Origin of the sequence: Methylobacterium sp. BE186 (genome assembly GCF_031457035.1) — a bacterium.
GTDB lineage: Bacteria > Pseudomonadota > Alphaproteobacteria > Rhizobiales > Beijerinckiaceae > Methylobacterium > Methylobacterium segetis.
Window position 1 is genome coordinate 143,886 of sequence record NZ_JAVDVV010000007.1, and the last position, 18,190, is coordinate 162,075.

General features: G+C 72.6%; 16 protein-coding genes. 10 read left to right on the top strand and 6 right to left on the bottom strand.

Going from position 1 to position 18,190, the window contains the following annotated elements; genetic code table 11:
- Positions 1-12: 12 nt before the first annotated feature.
- Together J2X36_RS10235 and J2X36_RS10240 are read right to left on the bottom strand one after the other, a co-directional pair.
- Complete coding sequence (locus tag J2X36_RS10235; RefSeq protein ID WP_310349164.1) at positions 13-1,605, bottom strand: peptide ABC transporter substrate-binding protein; 1,593 nt, start codon at positions 1,603-1,605, stop codon at positions 13-15.
- A gap of 5 nt (positions 1,606-1,610) precedes the next feature.
- Positions 1,611-2,045, bottom strand: a complete 435-nt coding sequence (locus tag J2X36_RS10240) for a heme-binding protein (protein ID WP_132255549.1) — start codon at positions 2,043-2,045, stop codon at positions 1,611-1,613.
- Positions 2,046-2,184: 139 nt separating this feature from the next.
- Between J2X36_RS10240 and J2X36_RS10245 the strand changes: the two genes are divergently transcribed.
- Complete coding sequence (locus J2X36_RS10245; RefSeq protein WP_310349167.1) at positions 2,185-3,279, top strand: hypothetical protein; 1,095 nt, start codon at positions 2,185-2,187, stop codon at positions 3,277-3,279.
- A 37-nt stretch (positions 3,280-3,316) separates the two neighbouring features.
- Here the strand turns inward: J2X36_RS10245 and J2X36_RS10250 are convergent, their stop codons facing one another.
- Positions 3,317-4,372: an alpha/beta fold hydrolase gene (locus J2X36_RS10250; RefSeq protein ID WP_132255551.1), complete on the bottom strand. Its 1,056-nt coding sequence runs from the start codon at positions 4,370-4,372 to the stop codon at positions 3,317-3,319.
- A 195-nt stretch (positions 4,373-4,567) separates the two neighbouring features.
- Between J2X36_RS10250 and J2X36_RS10255 the strand changes: the two genes are divergently transcribed.
- On the top strand, positions 4,568-5,497 hold the full coding sequence (locus J2X36_RS10255; RefSeq protein ID WP_310349170.1) for a hypothetical protein: 930 nt from the start codon (positions 4,568-4,570) through the stop codon (positions 5,495-5,497).
- Between the two features lie 47 nt (positions 5,498-5,544).
- On the opposite strand, the gene J2X36_RS10260 is transcribed toward J2X36_RS10255, so the two are convergent.
- Positions 5,545-7,410 (bottom strand): ABC-F family ATP-binding cassette domain-containing protein, encoded by a 1,866-nt coding sequence (locus J2X36_RS10260; protein WP_310349173.1) that lies wholly within the window; start codon positions 7,408-7,410, stop codon positions 5,545-5,547.
- Positions 7,411-7,702: 292 nt separating this feature from the next.
- Here J2X36_RS10260 and J2X36_RS10265 point away from each other — a divergent pair, with 292 nt between their 5' ends.
- The gene (locus tag J2X36_RS10265) at positions 7,703-8,200 is read left to right on the top strand and encodes a hypothetical protein (protein WP_132255554.1); all 498 of its coding nucleotides are present in this window, start codon (positions 7,703-7,705) and stop codon (positions 8,198-8,200) included.
- 241 nt (positions 8,201-8,441) lie between these two features.
- Here J2X36_RS10265 and J2X36_RS10270 read toward each other — a convergent pair whose 3' ends face one another.
- Positions 8,442-9,380 carry a UDP-3-O-acyl-N-acetylglucosamine deacetylase gene (locus J2X36_RS10270; protein ID WP_310349174.1) on the bottom strand — a complete coding sequence of 313 codons (939 nt, stop codon included), beginning with the start codon at positions 9,378-9,380 and terminating at the stop codon, positions 8,442-8,444.
- A 446-nt stretch (positions 9,381-9,826) separates the two neighbouring features.
- Between J2X36_RS10270 and J2X36_RS10275 the strand changes: the two genes are divergently transcribed.
- The 5 genes from J2X36_RS10275 to J2X36_RS10295 all read left to right on the top strand — a co-directional run bounded on the left by J2X36_RS10275 (position 9,827) and on the right by J2X36_RS10295 (position 14,546).
- Positions 9,827-10,513, top strand: coding sequence for a Crp/Fnr family transcriptional regulator (locus tag J2X36_RS10275; RefSeq protein WP_310349176.1), 687 nt, complete (start codon positions 9,827-9,829; stop codon positions 10,511-10,513).
- A gap of 4 nt (positions 10,514-10,517) precedes the next feature.
- Positions 10,518-11,576 (top strand): cysteine synthase family protein, encoded by a 1,059-nt coding sequence (locus tag J2X36_RS10280; protein WP_310349179.1) that lies wholly within the window; start codon positions 10,518-10,520, stop codon positions 11,574-11,576.
- A gap of 153 nt (positions 11,577-11,729) precedes the next feature.
- Positions 11,730-12,821 (top strand): ABC transporter ATP-binding protein, encoded by a 1,092-nt coding sequence (locus J2X36_RS10285; RefSeq protein ID WP_310349182.1) that lies wholly within the window; start codon positions 11,730-11,732, stop codon positions 12,819-12,821.
- Positions 12,818-13,753 carry an ABC transporter permease subunit gene (locus J2X36_RS10290; protein WP_310349184.1) on the top strand — a complete coding sequence of 312 codons (936 nt, stop codon included), beginning with the start codon at positions 12,818-12,820 and terminating at the stop codon, positions 13,751-13,753. The genes J2X36_RS10285 and J2X36_RS10290 overlap by 4 nt, the downstream gene beginning before the upstream one ends.
- A 16-nt stretch (positions 13,754-13,769) precedes the next feature.
- Positions 13,770-14,546, top strand: a complete 777-nt coding sequence (locus tag J2X36_RS10295; protein ID WP_132255558.1) for an ABC transporter permease — start codon at positions 13,770-13,772, stop codon at positions 14,544-14,546.
- A gap of 43 nt (positions 14,547-14,589) precedes the next feature.
- Here J2X36_RS10295 and J2X36_RS10300 read toward each other — a convergent pair whose 3' ends face one another.
- Positions 14,590-16,449: an AsmA family protein gene (locus J2X36_RS10300; protein ID WP_310349187.1), complete on the bottom strand. Its 1,860-nt coding sequence runs from the start codon at positions 16,447-16,449 to the stop codon at positions 14,590-14,592.
- 261 nt (positions 16,450-16,710) lie between these two features.
- Here J2X36_RS10300 and J2X36_RS10305 point away from each other — a divergent pair, with 261 nt between their 5' ends.
- Positions 16,711-17,448 carry a CoA transferase subunit A gene (locus J2X36_RS10305; protein ID WP_132255560.1) on the top strand — a complete coding sequence of 246 codons (738 nt, stop codon included), beginning with the start codon at positions 16,711-16,713 and terminating at the stop codon, positions 17,446-17,448.
- Between the two features lie 23 nt (positions 17,449-17,471).
- Positions 17,472-18,131: a 3-oxoacid CoA-transferase subunit B gene (locus J2X36_RS10310; RefSeq protein ID WP_310349191.1), complete on the top strand. Its 660-nt coding sequence runs from the start codon at positions 17,472-17,474 to the stop codon at positions 18,129-18,131.
- The last annotated feature ends 59 nt before the right edge of the window (positions 18,132-18,190 follow it).

An 18,190-nucleotide genomic window follows, 5' to 3' on the forward strand; every position in this document is an offset into this window, starting at 1 on the left:
CCCGGCTCCGCCTCACGCGTCGAGCCTCAGGAAGCGGGTCGGCGCGGCGTTGCGCAGGTTCGGGTGGTAGCCGTGGAGCCGCGGGGCGATCAGGGCCTTGGAGCGGTAATGCATCAGGGGGATCCAAGGCAGGTCCCGCATCAGGATGCCCTCGGCCTCGGCGAGCAGCCCCGCCCGCCGCGTCAGGTCGCGCTCGGCGGCCGCGCCGGCGAGCAGCGCGTCGTAGCGGGCATTCGCGTAGCGGCCCGCATTCATGCCGTCGTTCGTCGAGGCGAGCAGGAACAGGAAGTTCTGCGGATCGGAATAATCGGCGATCCACGACATCCGCGCCACGTCGAAATCCCCCCCGTCGCGCAGGTGCGCGAAGTGGGTCTTGGCGTCGGTGTAGACGAAGCGGGTCTCGATCCCGAGGCCGCGCCACATCTCGGCGACCGCGATCGCCGTGTTGCGGTTGTTGTCGGTGGTGTTGAACCGGTACTCGATGCGCAGGGGCGCGGCGCCGGGCCCGTACCCGGCCTCCTTCAGGAGCCGGCGCGCCTCCTCCTCGTTGTCGATCGGCAGCGCCTCGCGCCCCCCCGTCTCGGGCGGCGTGCCGTAATGGTCGAGGCCCGTCGGGCAGAGGGAATAGGCGGGCGCCATGGTCTCGCCCCAGATCGCGGCGGCGAGATATTCCCGGTCGATCACGAGCGAGAGGGCCCGGCGCAGGCGCGGGTCGTCGAAGGGCTTCTTCCGGGTGTTGACCGCGAGCGCGTAGACTCCGAGCGCCGGCCCGAGCACCACCTGCGCGCCGAAGCGCTTCCTGAGCGAGGGCATCTGGTCGCCGGGCAGGTCGGCGAGGGAATCCACCTCGCCGGCCGCGTAGCGCCGCACCGCGCTCGCGAGGTCGGGCGTCGGGATGAAGGCGACGCGGCGAATGGAGATGCCGGCGGCATCCCGGTGCTGCGGGTTGACCTCGAGGGTGATGCGGTCGTTCGGCACCATCTCGCGGAGCCGATACGGGCCGTTCGAGACGAGATTGCCGGGGCGCGTGAAGGCGTCTCCGTAGCGCTCGACGCTGGCGCGATGGACGGGGATCGCAGTCTGGTGCGTCAGGAGTTCGAGGAAGTAGGGGGTCGGCTCCGCGAGGTCGATCACCACGATGTCCGCGTCCGGGGCCGCGACACCGAGGGCGTCGGGCGGCAGCTCCCCCCGGTTCACCGCCGCGGCGTTCCGGATCGGATAGAGCACCTCGGCGTATTTCGCAGCCGTCGCGGGGCTGAGGATGCGCCGCAGGGAGAACACGAAATCCGCCGCGGTGACCGGGTCGCCGTTCGACCAGCGCCCGTCGCCCCGCAGGGCGAAGGTGTAGGTGCGCGCATCCTCCGAGAGGGTCCAGCTCCCGGCCGCGCCGGGCACGATCGCGCCGCGGTTGTCGTAGGTCAGCAGCCCCTCGAAGAGGTCGCGCAGGATGTGCGCCTCGGCCACCGTCGAGGATCTGTGGGGATCGAGCGTCTCCGGGTCGGCATCGTTGCCCCGCCGGTAGAGGCCGGGCTCCGCCGCGCCGGCCGGGCCCCCGAGGAGGAGGGCGGCGGCGCCCGCGAGGCAGTCCCTGCGGCGCGGGCGCATGCGGCTCAGGCGCCGGTATCGGGCCTGAAGCCCGCCGCCTCGATGCCGGCGACCGCGCAGATCTCGTCGTTGTCGGACGTGTCGCCGGAGATGCCGACCGCGCCGACGACGCGCTCGCCGTCGCGGATCAGCACGCCGCCCGGCACCGGAACCAGGGCCGCCGGTCCGACCAGATGGCTGACCGCCGCCACGAAGTGCGGCTGCTCCTCGGCGCGCTTGGCGATGGCGCGGGAGCCGAGGCCGAGGGCGAGCGCGCCGTTCGCCTTGGCGAGCGCGACCTCCGCCCGGCGCAGCGAGGCGCCGTCCTCCACCTGGACACATTTCAGAGACCCGCGGCCGTCATAGACGATCACCGCCAGCGGCTTGAGGCTGCGGGACCGGGCGGTGGCGAGGGCGGTCTCGACGATCGTCCGGGCGGCGGCGAGGGAGAGGTCTGACATTCGGTGGCTCGCGGAGGGCGGAATTGCACGACCTTCGGTCGGATCTTCGTCTAGAGAGCAGCTTTAGGTTGTGGCAAGCCGCCGAGATCGGGCGGAGCGTAAAGCAGGGTCGATGCGTCGAGGAATCATCCATATCGGAATGCCGCGGACCGGGTCCACCTCGTTCCAATCGGTGCTGACGGGCCTGCGCCCGCGCCTCGCCGAAGCCGGGATCCTCTACCCGGACCTGTCGGCGCCGGGCGCCCCGCCGGGCGCGGAGGTGAACCACCAACCCCTCGGCGAGGCCTTGGACGGGCGCCGCCCCGCGGTGGAGCGGGGCGCGAGCCTCGCGCGCCTGGCCGGCGCCCTGGCGGGAACGCGCGCCGACACGGTGATCCTCTCCTACGAGGATTTCTCCGTCCAGAAGCCCTCGCTCGGCGTTCCCGAGACCTTGCGGGACGTCTTCCGCCGGCACGGCTTCGCCCTCGAAGTGGCGATGGTGGTCAAGCCCGTCCTCGAGCAGATGAACTCGGCCTACGCCCACCGCGCCCAGCTCGTGCAGGAGACCCGGACCTTCCGCGCCTATGCCGGCGCCCTGTGCGGCTCGGGCCGGTTCGCCTACCACGCCCTCGTGGAGCCGTGGCTCAAGGCGTCGAACGGGCGGGTCACCGGCATTCCCCTGCGCGACCTGCGCTCGGAGGCGCCGCTCCTGGAGAGGATGTTCCGCGATCTCGGCCTCGCGGACAGGGTCGCCGACCTCGCGGGGCCCGAGACCTTCCGGTACGTCACGAACCGCAGCTCGGGACCGGTGGCGGTGGAGGCCTCACGCCGATTGCGGCGGCTGCGGGCGCACCGGCAGGTGGCCGGGCACCCGCGCCAGATCGGCCATGTCATCGACGCGGCCGCCTGGTCGCGCGGGCTCGATCCCGAGCCGTTCCGCGGGGACGCGCCGGAGATGCGGGCGCGCCTGGAGGAGACCTACGGCGCCTCGAACGAGCGCTTCGCGCAGGCCGTGTGGGGCCAGCCCTGGGAAGACATCGTCCGCCCAGCCCCGGACAGACCCGCCAACGAGCTCGCGACCCGGCCGATACCGAGGGAGATCGAGGCGCAGATCGGCCTCGTCGTCGCCGAGACGATCCGGCATTTCGGCCTCGCGCCGCCCTCGGCCTGGCGCAGCATCCCGGCCGATCTCGCCGAAGCCGCCGCGGACAGGCTCGCCCGGCTCGTCGGCTACACGCGGTGGCGGGTTCCCTGATCAGGCCCCCGCCGGCACATGCCGGCGGGTCCCCTGGTCAGGCGCTCGCCGGCGCGCGGACCGGATCGGTATGGAGGGTCCTGCCGATCTCGTCGAGGAAGAGCCCGTAGCTCCGCGCGACCGCGGTGAGCCGCTCGAAATGCGGGAAGGCGCCGGTCGGCATGGTCTCGATCGTCCAGTTCGGGCGGTCGGAGAAGGCCTCGGCGTAGCGGTAATCCACGAAATCGCCCCGCGTGCCGTGGATCATCCAGACGGGCAGCCAGAGGGCGTCGTAGAGGCGCGTCGCGTCGGTCGGGAAGAGGTGGCCGGCAATGAAGGAGAAGGGGGCGTGCTCCGCCCCGGGCTGGTGGGCCGAGGTGTAGCCATAATCGAGAAGCCCCTCATCGATGTCGCGCGAGCCCCAGGTCTTCTCCAGGAAGAAGCGCATGCTCGGGCGGCTCGTCAGCGCATCGAAGATCGGGCGCCCCCAGACCGGCAGGTCGAGGGCCGCGCGCGCGGTGTCGTTGCCGCGGTTGCCGCCGAGCGGCCCCCGGCCCGAGAGGCGCGCGTCGAACCCGGTCGGGCTGATCAGCCCGAGGCTGCGATAATCCTGCGCCCGCTCCAGCGCCGCCCGCGCGAGATATTCCGCGGAGAGCGAGAGCGCGATCGCGTCGATTCGGGCATCCCCGTGCCGCCGCCGAATCTCGGCGGTGACCGCGTGGATGGCCTCGACCATGATGCCCGGCGTGTAGACCTGCCGGCGCCGCTCCGAGAAGCCGAAGCCGGGCAGGTCGAGGGCGTAGACCGGGCGCGAGCGGGCGAAGTGCCGGTAGAGGGGGCGGACCTCGTAGGCGCTCGCCGCCGCATTGACGGAGTGGATCAGGAGGAGCGGAACGCCCGTCTCCAGCCCGTCGTCGTAGAGGTTCACCGCGCCCGCTGCGGTGCGCAGGCGCTGCAGCGTGCCGGGAAGCGCCGGGGGCAGCGGCATCCGGTGGTCGATGCCGAACCGGCTGTAGGCGATCCAGCCCGTCGCTCCGCCGAGAAGGGCGAGGCCCAGGCCCCGCGCCGCGCGCCCGGCGATGAAGGAGGGTAGGCTGTGGGGGCGGCTCGGCATCGGGAATCCTCGCATTTGCGCGGCGACAACGTGGAGAGGTCCGGCCGCGTTGCGCGAAGCGTGCCTCACACCTGGGCGACCGGGCCGTCGCCCGCGACGGCCGCTCCGCTCGTGCTCCGCCCATTGCCCGTGCGGTTCCCCTGTTGCACCTATTCGTCGTAGGAGGGGGCTCGCGCACAGGAATTCCCGTCATCCATGTCCCAGGCTCGCCCCGCCGCCGCGGTCCCGCGATACGTTCCCCTGTCCGACATCACACAGAGCGAGGACTTGCCGGCCATGCCGTTCCGGCGCCGGCTCGCCGTGGCGGCCGCACCGCTCGTCCGGCCCGGCCGCCTTCAGGAGGCGGCCTTCGGGCGGGCCTATGCTCGGGTCGCGGCGGGCCAGTCCCAGCGGGCCGTGCGCTACGAGGCGGCCGAGCGCCTGTTCGGAAGCGCCCTCTTGATCGGAATCGACCCGGCGCGCCTGGAGCATCAGCTCATCGACACCGTGCGGGCGGGCGCCGAGGCGACGCGTCTGTCGCACTGGTTCCTCGATCGGGGCGACTGGAGCGGTGCCCTGGTGCGGCTCGGCGATTCGGATGTCGGCCGCGAGATCGACGCGGTGTTCGACCACGCGGAGCAGCCGGAGGAGGCACCGGCCTTCCGCGCGCTCCTCGCCCATGCCGAGGCGGGCCATGCGCAGGTCCGCAACGGCGTGGCGCTCGCCGACGCGGCGACGATCCGCGCCTATTTCGCCCACAACGCGGCACTCCGGGCGAGCATCGAGCGGGACGGGCTGAAGCCGCGGAGCGAGGTAGCGGCGCGGACGGCCCGCGCCTTCTCCGGGTCGGCCGTCCGGAGCCGGAAGGCGGAGCGCCTGGAGCGCGACATCGGGATCGCGATCGGCGCCGAGGGCGAGCCGATCCGCATGATCGGCGGCCATCACCGCACCGCGATCGCGCGGCGCCTCGGCCTTCCCCGCATCCCCGTCCAGATCCGGCTCGTTCACGCCGCGTGGCTGGGGGGCTGGATCTCGCGGACCGGCCTCGGCCCGGCCCGCGCCCTGGCCGAGGGTCTGCGCGGCCTCTCGGCCGCGCTCCTCGCGGCACTCTCCGGGCTGACGCCCGTCCTCGAACGCCTGACCTGAGGGCGGGCGAGACCCCGCTCGTGCGGGCCGTGCCCTGAGGAGATCTGCTAGCTCGCCGCCTCGATCTCGGCGCTGAGCGCGAGCCACTCCTCCTCGGCGCTGCCCAGGGCGGCCGCAGCCTCGGCGCGCATCCGGGCGAGTTCGCCGGCCTTGGCGGCGTTCGCCTGGAAGGCGGTCCCGTCGGCGAGCGCCGCGTCGATCTTGGCGATGGCGTCCGAGAGCTTGCCCATCCGCGCCTCGATCCCGTCGAGCTTCTTGCGGAGCGGGGCCAGCGCCACCCGCCGCTCGGCATTCGAGCGGCGTTCGACCGCCTTCTGGCCGCCCGTCGCCTCCGCGCGGCTCTCCTCCCGCTCGGGACCCGCGAGGACGAGGCGGCGGTAATCGTCCATGTCGCCGTCGAAGGTCTTCACCGAGCCGTCCGAGACGAGCCAGAGCCGGTCGGCGCAGGCCTCGATCAGGAAGCGGTCGTGGGAGACGAGGATCACCGCCCCCTCGTAATCGTTGATCGCCTCGACGAGCGCCTGCCGGCTCTCGATGTCGAGGTGGTTCGTCGGCTCGTCGAGGATGAGGAGGTGGGGTCCGTTGAAGGCGGCGAGCCCCATCAGCAGGCGCGCCTTCTCGCCGCCCGAGAGCTGCGAGACCGGGGTGTCGGCCTTGTTGGCCGGGAAGCCGAGCCGGGCGGTCGCCGCCCGCGCCCGCGCCTCCGGCACGTCCGGCATGCGGGCGCGGACGTGGGCGTAGGCGCTCTCGGCGGGGTTCAGCTCGTCGAGCTGGTGCTGCGCGAAATAGGCGACCTCCATCTTGGACGAGCGCTTCATCTCGCCCGCCAGCGGCGGCAGGCGCCCGCCGATCAGCTTGCAGAAGGTCGACTTGCCGTTGCCGTTGGCGCCGAGGAGCGCCACCCGGTCGTCGGGGGCGAGGCTCAGGTTGAGGCCCGAGAGCACGATCCGGTCGGAATAGCCCGCCTGGACCCGCTCCATCGCGACGATCGGCGGCGAGAGCGGCCGCTCCGGGCTCGGCAGGTGGATCACGGGCAGCTCGTCCTCGATCAGCGCCGCGATCGGCTCCATCTTGGCGAGCCGCTTCATGCGGGACTGGGCTTGGCGCGCCTTGGTGGCCTTGGCCTTGAAGCGGTCGACGAAGCTCTGAAGGTGCGCGCGCTCGGCCTCCTGCTTCGCCTTGGCCTTGGCCTGCAGCACCCGCTTCTCGGCGAGCTGCCGGGCGAAGGAGGTGTAGCCCCCCCGCCAGAGGGTGAGTTGGCCCCGGTCGAGATGCAGGATGTGGTCGACGCAGGTGTCGAGGAGGTCGCGGTCGTGGCTGATGATCACGGCCGTGCGGGGATAGCGCTCGAGGTAGTCGTAGAGCCAGAGCGTGCCCTCGATGTCGAGGTAGTTGGTCGGCTCGTCGAGCAGGAGGAGGTCGGGCTCCGAGAACAGCACCGCGGCGAGCGCCACGCGCATGCGCCAGCCGCCGGAGAAGTCGGAGCACGGGCGTCCTTGCGCCGCCGCGTCGAAGCCGAGGCCGTGCAGGATCGCCGCCGCGCGGGCCGGCGCGGAATGCGCGCCGATATCGACGAGGCGGGTCTCGATCTCGGCGCGGCGCAGACCCTCGGCGGTCTCGGCCTCCGCCAGCAGGCGGGCGCGCTCGGTATCGGCGGCGAGCACCACCGCGTGCAGCGTCTCGGGGCCGGCGGGCGCCTCCTGCGCGACGGCGCCGATCCGCATGCCCTTCGGCATCCCGATCGTGCCGCCATCGGTCGGGATGTCGCCGAGGATCGCCCGGAACAGGGTCGTCTTGCCCGCGCCGTTGCGGCCGACGAGGCCGACGCGGGCGCCGTCCGGGATCGAGAAGGTCGCGCGGTCGAGGATCAGGCGATCGCCGATGCGGTGGGTGAGATCGTTGACGCGCAGCATGGGCGGCGTTCTGGCGAGAGGCGGGCGCGGAGGCAAGCGGCCACGGCACGCGAGGGCGCGCCGCAGCGGCAGGGGTTTGCCCGACGCCCGCTCGCGCGTCGCGCGGTTCCGCGCCGGGGCCCGCGATTTCGCGCGGGCGGATTCTGTCCGTCGCAGAGCGTGCGGTAACAAGCGCTGGCCCTAATTCAGATGAGCTCCGGTTGACGACCGTATAGTTCGAGCGCACATCTGTGCTCCGGTTCGGATGTGTGGCCGAACCCGACACGAAAACTCAAAATCCAGGGAGGCGACGATGGCTTTCAAAGTCACGGGCGCGCCGATGCTGTTTCTCGCGCTCGCCGTCGCGAGTCCCGCGGCGGCCATGCCGATGGCGGGCAGCTTCAGCGGCCGGGTCGACAATCAGGCCCCGCAGATGCTCGGACCCAACGCGGTGCGGGTCCAGCAGACCGCCAACGGGCTCAATGCCGGTCCCGGAACGCCGCTCGACGGCGCGAAGGTCCAGTGGAGCGAGATCGTCACCCTGACGAACGGGCAGGGCCCGGTCGAGGGCACCATCACCTTCATCACGCCGTCCGGCACCACGAGCAGCCCTTACACCGGCACGGTCACGACCGACCCGCAGGGACGGGTGACGGCGCGCGGCAAGTTCCGGACGGGCGAATCGACCGGCGACTTCGCGGGCCTGAAGGGCAATGGCAGCTTCTCGGTGGCCTACAGCTCGCGGACGGACTTCACCGGCGAGTGGCGCGGTGACTTCAAGATGCCGGGGCGCAAGACCTCCCGACGCTGACAGGCGCGCGCGGCCGCCGCATGACGGCGGTGTGCGGCCCGCGACTTGCCGAGACGCGCTCCGGCAGGCGATAAGGCGGCTTCCGGGGGGGCTCCCTCAGGGCGCGCCTCGCGTGCCCGCGGACCCGGACGATGCCGTTCCTCGCGACCCTGTCCGACACGAAGCCCGCCCGAGGCTGGCTTGCGGCCCTGCGCGCCGCGATCGAGCGCTGGCTGGTCGGCCGCTACGAATCCTGACGCCGTCAGACCAGCTCCCAGGCGCCGGGATCCCGCATCAGCTTGGCCACGAGGGCGTGGTTCAGCGCGTGGCCGGTATGGGCGGCCCGGACGTGGCCGAGGATCGGATGTCCGGCCAGCGCGAGATCGCCGACGAGGTCGAGGACGCGGTGGCGCACCGGCTCGGCGGGGCCGCGCATGCCGCCGAGCACGCGCCCGCCGACGATCGCCGCGGTGCTGGAGAGCGTCGCGCCCCGCAGGATCGGGCGGCCCGTCGCGAGCGCGTAGAGCTTCAGCGGCACCGCCCATTTCAGCCGCCCGAAGCTGCGCGCGGGGGCGAGCGCGCCCTCGAAGGTCTCGGGTGTGATCGTGCCCTCCCAGCGCATCTCCCCGAGATGGGCGAGGGACAGCTGCGCCTCTACCGAGAGGGCGTCCGCCGGCGCGATGCTGAGGGAGCGCCGACCGTCGCGCACCTCGACGATCCGGCGCAGGCGGATGCGCCGGCGGGGCGTGCCGAGTTCGGCCCGGCCCGCCGCGCGGATCGCCGCGCACCAGGGCAGGGCGCTGCCGTCGAAGATCGGCAGCTCCTCGGCGTCGATCTCGACGAGGGCGTTGTCGATCGCGAACGCGCTGAGCGCCGCGAGCAGGTGCTCCACCGTGCGCACGAGGTGACCATCCGGGGCCTGCAGGGCCGTGCAGAGCGTCTGCGGGACCTGGTGCTGCCAGAGGGCCGGCACGCTCGTCCAGGTGCCCCTCGGCAGCCTGCGGCGGAACAGGATCCCGCCGTCGGCCGCGGCCGGGCAGACGCGCACCGTGGCGCGCCGTCCCGTATGCAGGCCGCGGCCCGAGAGGTCGAAGGCGGCGGCGAGCGTCGTCTGGCGCGGGGCGGCGCGGGCAAGGCTCGCGGGTCCGAGCGCGGGACCGGCGGCAAGCCTCGGCGAGGGCAGGGGAAGGGGGGTGGGCATCGCGATCGCCGCGGCGGGACCGGCGCGACCTCCGCCGCTCCCCCGCAGGAGCCCCGACCGCGCTCCGGCCCGCCGCCGCGGCGGATCCGGGAGCTTGGTCTGGCCGGATCGGGTGAGAAAGGAAAATCAAAGCTTCGTTAGTGTGCGCGCCCGAACCCGAGACCTCCGAAGGACTGTCCCCTGCGGCGAACAGATCAATGCGCGCTGGCACGAGGGCCGGCGGGTGGATTTCGCCGCCATCCACCTCGAACCTCGGGCGGCGGCTTGACCCGCCCGGGACCGGCCGGCAAGCTCCGGCCGAGCTTGACGATCTCATCTTTCCGGTTCAACCGCGGGTCCGGGCGTCGGCGGGCTTGAGCGCGACGACGACGGCAGGAACGGACGAAGGTGCCCGCGAGGGGGCCGCGCGGCCGGACCCTCGTCGGCTTCCTGGGGGCTTGGCAGATATGGGGCGGCTCGGGACCATACCGTTCTTCAAGGAGCCGGGCATCGAGCTCGGCCCCTACGAGACCCGCTGCCACTGGCGCCGGTTCGACGAGAACGAGGTCCTGGTCGATTACGACGACGTCTCGACGGACGTGTACTTCCTGGCCGCCGGCGAGGTGCGGATCCTCAACCGCTCGCAATCGGGCAAGGAGGTCATCCTCGGCGAGATGCGGGCCGGCGCCTTCTTCGGCGAGCTCTCCGCCCTCGACGGGATCGGCCGCTCGGCCAACGTCACGGCCCTGACCCGCGGCGAGGTCTGCGTGGTGCCGGCCCCCGTCTTCCGGCAGATCGTGTTCGCCTCGGAGGCGATCGCCGACCGGCTGTTCCGCCTGCTGACGAAGCGCGTGCGCGAGTTGAACACGCGCCTGATGGAGCACGCCCTCCTCGACCTGCGCCACCGGCTCTACGCCGAGCTGCTGCGCCTCTCGGTGCCGCGGGCCGGCCACGGCGAGGAGCGGGTCGTGACCCCGCCGCCCTACCACCACGTGCTCGCTGCCCGCATCGGCTGCCGCCGCGAGCAGGTGACGCGCGAATTCACCGTCATGGCGAGCGAGGGACTCGTCGACCGCACCCGCGGCGCCCTCGTGATCTGCCGGCCGGACCTCCTCGAGGCGCGCGTCGCCGAGGCCCTGCGCGAGGATAGCTAAGGGTTTGAGCCGGATCGGTCTGAGGGAGGTGGCTGCTTTCAACCCTGAGCAGACCTCTTGCCCTGCCGAAGGAGTGACACGCCTGCTACGTTCACCCGATGAGCGAGTCGTCGCCGGCCCCGCCTCTCGCAACTGCACGGTCATCGCATCCGCCCTCGATCTGATCGGCAACACGCCATTGATCGCCCTGGACCGCGTTCATCGTGGACCCGGCCGCATCCTCGCCAAGGCCGAGTTCATGCAGCCCGGCGGGAGCGTCAAGGATCGGGCTGCCCGCGCCATCGTCCTCGCCGCGCGTGAAGACGGTCGCTTGGCCCCTGGAGCCCCCGTCGTGGAGATGACCAGCGGCAACATGGGTGCCGGTCTCGCTGTGGCCTGCGCGGCGCTGGAGCATCCCCTGGTGGTCACGATGTCGGCCGGGAACAGCCCCCAGCGTGCCCGTATGCTCGAAGCGCTTGGGGCCGAAGTCGTTCTGGTGCCGCAGATCAATGGGGCACCGGGGCAAGTCACCGGGGCGGACGTGAGCGCAGCGGCTGTCGCGGCGCAGCGTATCGCAGCGGAGCGGGGCGGCTACTACGTTAACCAGTTTCACGCGCCGGAGTGTATGCGCACCCACCGCGAGGCGACCGGGCCGGAAATCTGGGAGCAGTCCTCTGGCCGGGTCGATGCCTGGGTGGCTGCCGTAGGGACGGGCGCGACCTTCCTCGGGGTGGCGGCGGCACTGAAGGAGCGCAATCCCCGCGTGATATGCGCTGCCGTCGAACCGGAGGGATGTCGGCCTTTGGCGGGATTGCCGGTCACGAAGCACCGCCATCTCATTCAGGGCACGAGCTACGGGAGCGTGCCTCCGCACTGGGATGGCGATCTGATGGATCTGTCGATCCCAGTGACCGATGAGGAGGTAGAGCGCTGGCGTCGGGCACTTGCAACTCAGGAGGGCTTGCACGTGGGCTACTCGGCCGCTGCCAACGTGGCAGCAACTGTTGCGCTGCTGTCTTCCGGCCGCCTCCCGGCTGACACGATTGCAGCAACTGTGCTCTGCGATACGGGCTTGAAATACTGAGGTCGACGATGCCCGCTCCCCACCCACTGCAGACATCGGAAAGCGCTCGGCGTCACCGTCGACAGATCACAGGCCGCCAGTTCCACGCGGAGCCAAGAGCCTGTAGCGTCTGCCGCGAAGCCTTGCGTCCACCCTCCTGACTCTCGCCGAGCCTTGCACGCACCCGTCCCGCCGCGCCCCGAGCACCTCGTCCGGATCGACCGGGTCAGCAAGACCTTCGGCGCGCACAGGGCGGTCGACGGGGTCTCCCTCGACCTGGAGGCCGGGTCCTTCCTCTGCCTGCTCGGGCCGTCGGGCTGCGGCAAGAGCACCCTGCTGCGGCTGCTCGCCGGCTTCGAGAGCCCCGAGGCGGGCCGCATCCTGATCGACGGGGCGGACGTCACCGGCCTGCCGCCCCACCGCCGGCCGGTCAACATGATGTTCCAGTCCTACGCGCTCTTCCCGCACATGAGCGTGGGCCGGAACGTCGCCTACGGCCTGCAGGGTCTCGGCCTCGGCCGGACTGCCATCGCCGAGCGCGTCGCCGACCTGCTGCGCCTCGTGCGGCTCGAGGGATTGTCCGAGCGCCGGCCGGACCGGCTCTCCGGCGGCCAGCGCCAGCGCGTCGCGCTCGCCCGGGCTCTCGCGCGCGAGCCCCGGGTGCTCCTCCTCGACGAGCCGCTGGGCGCCCTCGATCGGGGCCTGCGGGAAGAGACGCAAGGGGAATTGCGCGCCCTGCAGCGGCGGCTCGCAACGACCTTCGTCGTCGTCACCCACGACCCCGCCGAGGCGATGACCCTGGCCGACCGGATCGCCGTGATGGACCGGGGCCGCCTCGTCCAGGCGGGCAGCGCGGCCGACCTCTACGAGCGGCCGGAGAGCCGCTTCGTGGCCGGCCTCCTCGGAGACGTCAACCTGATCGAGGGACGCCTCGGCGAGCGCGGACCGGACGGGCGCGCCACGCTCGAGACCGGTTTCGGCGCCCTCGTCGCGGCCGCTCCCGAGGCGGCCTTCGGGCCGGGCGAGGCGGTCGTGGCGGCGATCCGCCCCGAGCGCGTCGCGCTCCTCGCTGGGCCGGGGGAGGGTCTGCAGGGAACCGTCACGGACGCCGTCTTCCTCGGCGACCGCATCCGGCGGCAGGTGCGGATGCGCGACGGCACGCTCATCCGCGCCGCGAGCCCGGTCTCGGCCGATCCCGGCGCCGGCCCGGGCGCGGAGGTCCGCCTCGCCATACCGCCCGAGGCCGTGCGGGTGCTCGCGCCGTGACGGAGGCGCGTCCCAAGCCGGCCGCGGCACGTGGGCCGCGCCTCCTCGCCGCCCTCGTCCGGCTGCCGCCCCTGCTCTGGCTCGGGGCCTTCTTCCTCGTGCCCTTCGCCATCACGCTGAAGATCAGCCTGTCGGAACCGGCCACCGCCATGCCGCCCTACCTGCCGGTGCTCGACTGGCAGGGCGGCGTTGAGGGCTGGACGAGCTTCCTCGAGGCGCTGCATTTCGGGAATTACGAGATGCTGGCGAGCGACGCCCTCTACCGGGACGCCGCGCTCTCCTCGCTCCTCCTCGCCCTCTCGGCGACGGGCCTGCTCGCCTGCATCGGCACGCCGCTCGCCTACGCGATGGCACGCGCCCCCGCCCGCCTGCAGCCGCTCCTCGTGGCGCTCCTCGTGGTGCCGTTCTGGACGAGCTTCCTGATCCGCGTCTACGCCTGGATCGCGATCCTCAAGCCGGAGGGCCTCCTGAACGCCGCCCTCCTGCGGATCGGCCTGATCCGCGAGCCGCTCGAGCTCCTCAACACGCAAGCCGCCGTGATGATCGGCCTCGTCTACGCCTACCTGCCCTTCATGGTCCTGCCCCTCTACGCGGTGACGAGCCGGATCGACCCGAGCCTGCGCGAGGCCGCCTCCGATCTCGGCGCCTCGCCGACCCGCATCTTCTGGACCGTGACCCTGCCGCTCTCGCTGCCCGGCCTCGTGGCCGGAATGCTCCTCTGCTTCATCCCGATGGTCGGCGAGTTCATCATCCCCGATCTCCTCGGCGGCTCGGACACGCTCATGCTGGGGCGCGTCCTGTGGAGCGAGTTCTTCTCGAACCGCGACTGGCCGCTCGCCTCGGCGGTGGCGATCCTGCTCCTCGTGATCCTGGTCGGCCCGGTGGTGCTGTTCCGCGAGGCCGAAACCCGGCGCGGCGAGGCGGCGCGGTGAGGCGGGGGAGGGATCGGTGACCGCCTTCACCCGCACGGCGCTCGTCCTCGGCCTCGCCTTCCTCTACGCGCCGATCCTCGTGCTCGTCGTGTTCTCGTTCAACGCCTCGTCGCTCGTCACCGTCTGGGGCGGCTTCTCCACCCGCTGGTACGGCGTGCTCCTCGACGACGCGCCGCTGATCGCGGCGGCCTGGGTCAGCCTGCGGGTGGCCTTGATGGCCGCGCTCGTCGCCACGATCCTCGGCACGCTCGCGGCGCTGGCTCTCGAGCGGCACGGGCGCTTCCGCGGGCGCGGCCCGTTCACCGCCCTGGTCTACGCGCCGATGGTGATGCCGGAGGTGATCACCGGCCTGTCGCTGCTCCTCCTCTTCGTCGGGATCGGCCTCGACCGGGGTCTCGCCACCATCGTCATCGCGCACGCGACCTTCGGCACCGGCTTCGTGGCGGTGGTCGTCGGGGCGCGGCTCAAGGGCCTCGACCGGAGCCTGGAGGAGGCCGCGGCCGATCTCGGGGCCGGCCCGGCCCGGGTCTTCCGCACGGTCACCCTGCCGCTGCTCGCGCCGGCCGTGGCCGCGGGCTTCCTCCTCGCCTTCACCCTGTCGCTCGACGACCTCGTGATCGCGAGCTTCGTCTCGGGACCCGGCGCGACGACCCTGCCGATGCGCCTCTACAGCCAGGTCCGCCTGGGCGTGAACCCGGAGATCAACGCCGCCTCGACGCTGCTGATCGCCCTCGTCAGCCTCGTCGTACTGGCCGCTTCGCGGCTCCTCGGGCGGCCGGACGCGGCGGCGTGAGGCGGCGGGTCACCCCTCCCGTCCCGGAGAGGGCGCGCGGATGTCAGGGGGCGTAGGCGCGCGCGGCCGGCGGCAGGCCCACGGCGGCGGGGGGGCGCTGCGGCCCGCGCGAGGGCAGCGCGCCCCGGTGGTCGGGGGCGGCGGCGGGCTCCTCCCGGTCGGCCGGGCGCACGGTCACGGCGTCCCAGGGCCCGGCGATCTCGAACAGGGTGCCGGCCCGCGGCGCCTCGGCGCCGCCCGCGACGCGGGGCGTCAGCTCCGCGCGGGCCCGGAAGCGCCGCTCGGTGAGGAAGACGTGGCCGCGCAGCGATGCGGAGAGGGCCGAGGCCCTGAGGAACCCCTCGCCGATCTCGCCGACTCCGTCCGCGAAGCGGATCGAGACGGCGGCCCGCTCGAACGCGGTCCGTCCGTTGCGGCGGGCGAGGGCCCCCTGCGCGACGCCGCCGTTGCGCTGGATCACGTCGGCGAGATCGAGCCCCGCGATGGCGCCGTCGTCGATGGCGAAGGCGGCCCGCCCGCTGACGTGCTCGGTGAGCGAGGCCACGTCCCGGCCCACGCTCTCGAGGGCGAACTGGCCCTGCGTGCCGCCGAGCACCCAGCGGTACTGGCCGAGATCGATCAGGAGCGCGCCGAGATCGAGCCGGTCGAACCCGCCCTGGGCCTTCACCTCCGTCTCCGCCCCGTCGGCGCCCGAGGGCGCCAGGGCGACGCGGCCCTTGAGCGTGCCGCCCTGGAGCCCCGCCCGGTTGAGGGAGGCCTCGATCGTGTCGCCGCGCACCAGCACGCTGGCGGCGAGATCCTGCAGCACCACCGGCCCGAGCCGGCTCGTGGCGGCCGAGAGGCGCAGGTCGAGGTCGCCGCCCGTCAGCGGCTTCAGGGCGACGCTCCGCGCGCCCGCGGCCTCGCCCTCGCCGGCGGATCCGAACAGGCGCAGGAAGCCGCCGAGGAGCGGCGCGAGGTTGAGGCTGTCGGCGGCGAGCGTCGCCTGGACGGCGCTGCGCGCCTCCCCGAAACTCGCCGAGACCGCGCCTTCGAGGGCATTGCTGCCGACGCTCACCCGAACGTCGGGGAGCATCAGCCCGGCCCGGCTCGCCTCGAAGGGGCCGTCGAGGCCGAAGCGGTCGATGAAGGGGGCGAGCGCCACGTCCGCGCCGATCCAGGCGAGCGCCTCGGGCAGGGAGCGCGTCTCCAGGCTGCCGTGGCCCGACAGGCGCGGGCCGTCCCGCCAGGTGCCGATGCCCTCGGCGGCGAGGCTGCCGCCCTCCCAGGAGGCGTTGAGGGTGACGGGCGAGTCCGAGCCCGCCACGAGGTCGGCCGGGCGGAGCCCCGCCAGGGCGAAGCGGGCCGGCACGCCCTTGACGGTCAGGCTGCCGGCGCAATCGAGGCTGGCGCTCCAGACGGGCCAGGACAGGACGAGGTCGACGTCCTGCGCGGGCACCGACCCCACGACGGTCGCCCGGCTGATCGCGACGCGGCGCGGGTGGCTCGCGCGGCCCTGCGCGAGGCGCTCGCCCACGCGGCGCATCGGCTCGGCGAAGGCCCCGTTCGCGGGATCGAGATGGAGGGTCGCGCCGTCGAGGGCGATGGCCCCGATCTCGGCCTGGCCCGAGAGCAGGGCCAGGAGGCTCAGCTCGATCGTCAGGCGGCCGCCCTCGGCGAGCACGGGGCCGCCGGCGCCGGCCACCGCGATGCGGGCGCGGCCGAAGCGCAGGTGGGGCAGGGGAAGAAGGGAGATCTCGGTCGCTCCCTCCGCGCCGAGGGCGAGCCCGTAGGGGCCGAGGCCCCGGCTCACGAAGCGGGCGGCGGCGGCGGTTCCGACCGGCCAGGGATTGCAGGCCGCGACGAGGGCGGCGGCCGCGAGCCCTCCGAGGCCGAGGGCGGGCAGGAGACGGCGCGGCGACATTGCACTCCGTGCGGATGGGCCGTTGCGGGCGGACCGCGATGGGCTGGCGCGACGATCCGGCGTCGAATCCGGATGTTTCAGGCCGCCCCCGGCCGTAACCATTCGGTCCACTCGGGAGATTTCCTTAAACGCTTCGGCGGGGTTTGTCTCCACGGCGCGCTTCCTGCTACCGCAAAGCTGTGACTCGCGCGCTTCCGCCACTCGGCGCGGGTGCCGCACGGCGCCCCGGCCGAGGGGCGCCGGCTGGGAAGGACGGGTTTGATGAAGAAGGTCTATTCGGACGCGACGGCCGCCCTGGCCGATCTCCTGCGCGATGGGATGACGCTGATGTGCGGCGGCTTCGGGCTCTGCGGCATCCCGGACGAGCTCATCGACGCGGTGCGCGCCTCCGGGGTCAAGGGTCTGACCGTGATCTCGAACAATGCCGGCATCGACGGCGTCGGCCTCGGCAAGCTCCTCGAGACGCGCCAGGTCGCCAAGATGATCTCGTCCTATGTCGGCGAGAACAAGGAATTCGCCCGGCAATTCCTGGCGGGCGAACTGGAGATCGAGTTCAACCCGCAGGGCACGCTCGCCGAGCGCATCCGCGCCGGGGGCGCGGGCATCCCGGCCTTCTTCACGAAGACCGGCGTCGGCACCAAGGTCGCCGAGGGCAAGGAGGTCCGCGAGTTCGACGGCGAGCACTTCGTGATGGAGCGCGGCCTCGTGGCCGACCTCGCCCTCGTCCACGCCTACCGGGGGGATACCGAGGGGAACCTCGCCTACCGGAAGACCGCGCGCAACTTCAACCCGATGATGGCGACCGCCGCCGCCGTCACGGTGGCGCAGGTCGAGCATCTCGTCGAGCCGGGCGCGATCGACCCCGACCACATCCACACGCCCGGCATCTATGTCGGCCGCATCATCCACGTGCCGATCCGCGAGAAGCGCATCGAGCAGCGCACGACGCGCAAGCGCGCCGACGCCGCCCCGGCCGCGGCCGGCGGCGGCGCGGTCTGACGTTCGGGAAGGAGAGACGCATCATGGCCTGGACCCGCGACCAGATGGCGGCGCGCGCCGCGCGCGAGCTCGAGGACGGCTTCTACGTGAATCTCGGCATCGGCATCCCGACGCTCGTGTCGAACTTCATCCCCGAGGGCATGTCGGTTCAGCTACAATCGGAGAACGGCATGCTCGGCATGGGCCCGTTTCCCTACGAGGGCGAGGAGGACCCGGACCTGATCAACGCCGGCAAGCAGACGATCACGGCCCTGCCCACGACGAGCTACTTCACCTCGGCCGATTCCTTCGGGATGATCCGCGGCGGCCACATCGACCTGTCGATCCTCGGCGCCATGCAGGTGGCCGAGAACGGGGATCTCGCCAACTGGATGATCCCCGGCAAGATGGTGAAGGGGATGGGCGGCGCCATGGACCTCGTGGCGGGCGTGAAGCGCGTCGTCGTGGTGATGGAGCACGTCGCCAGGAACAAGGACGGCTCGGAGAGCGCCAAGCTCCTCAAGGCCTGCGACCTGCCGCTCACCGGCACGCATGTCGTCGACCTCGTGATCACCGATCTCGGCGTGTTCACGATCGACAAGAAGGGCGGGGGCGGCATGCGGCTGATCGAGCTCGCCGACGGCGTGAGCGAGGACGAGATCCGCGCCAAGACCGAGGCCGCCTACACGGTCGCGCTCGCCTGACGCGCAGCCGGCGGGGCGGCCCGTTTCGGGACGTTTCCGCCGGGGCGGCCCCCGACAGG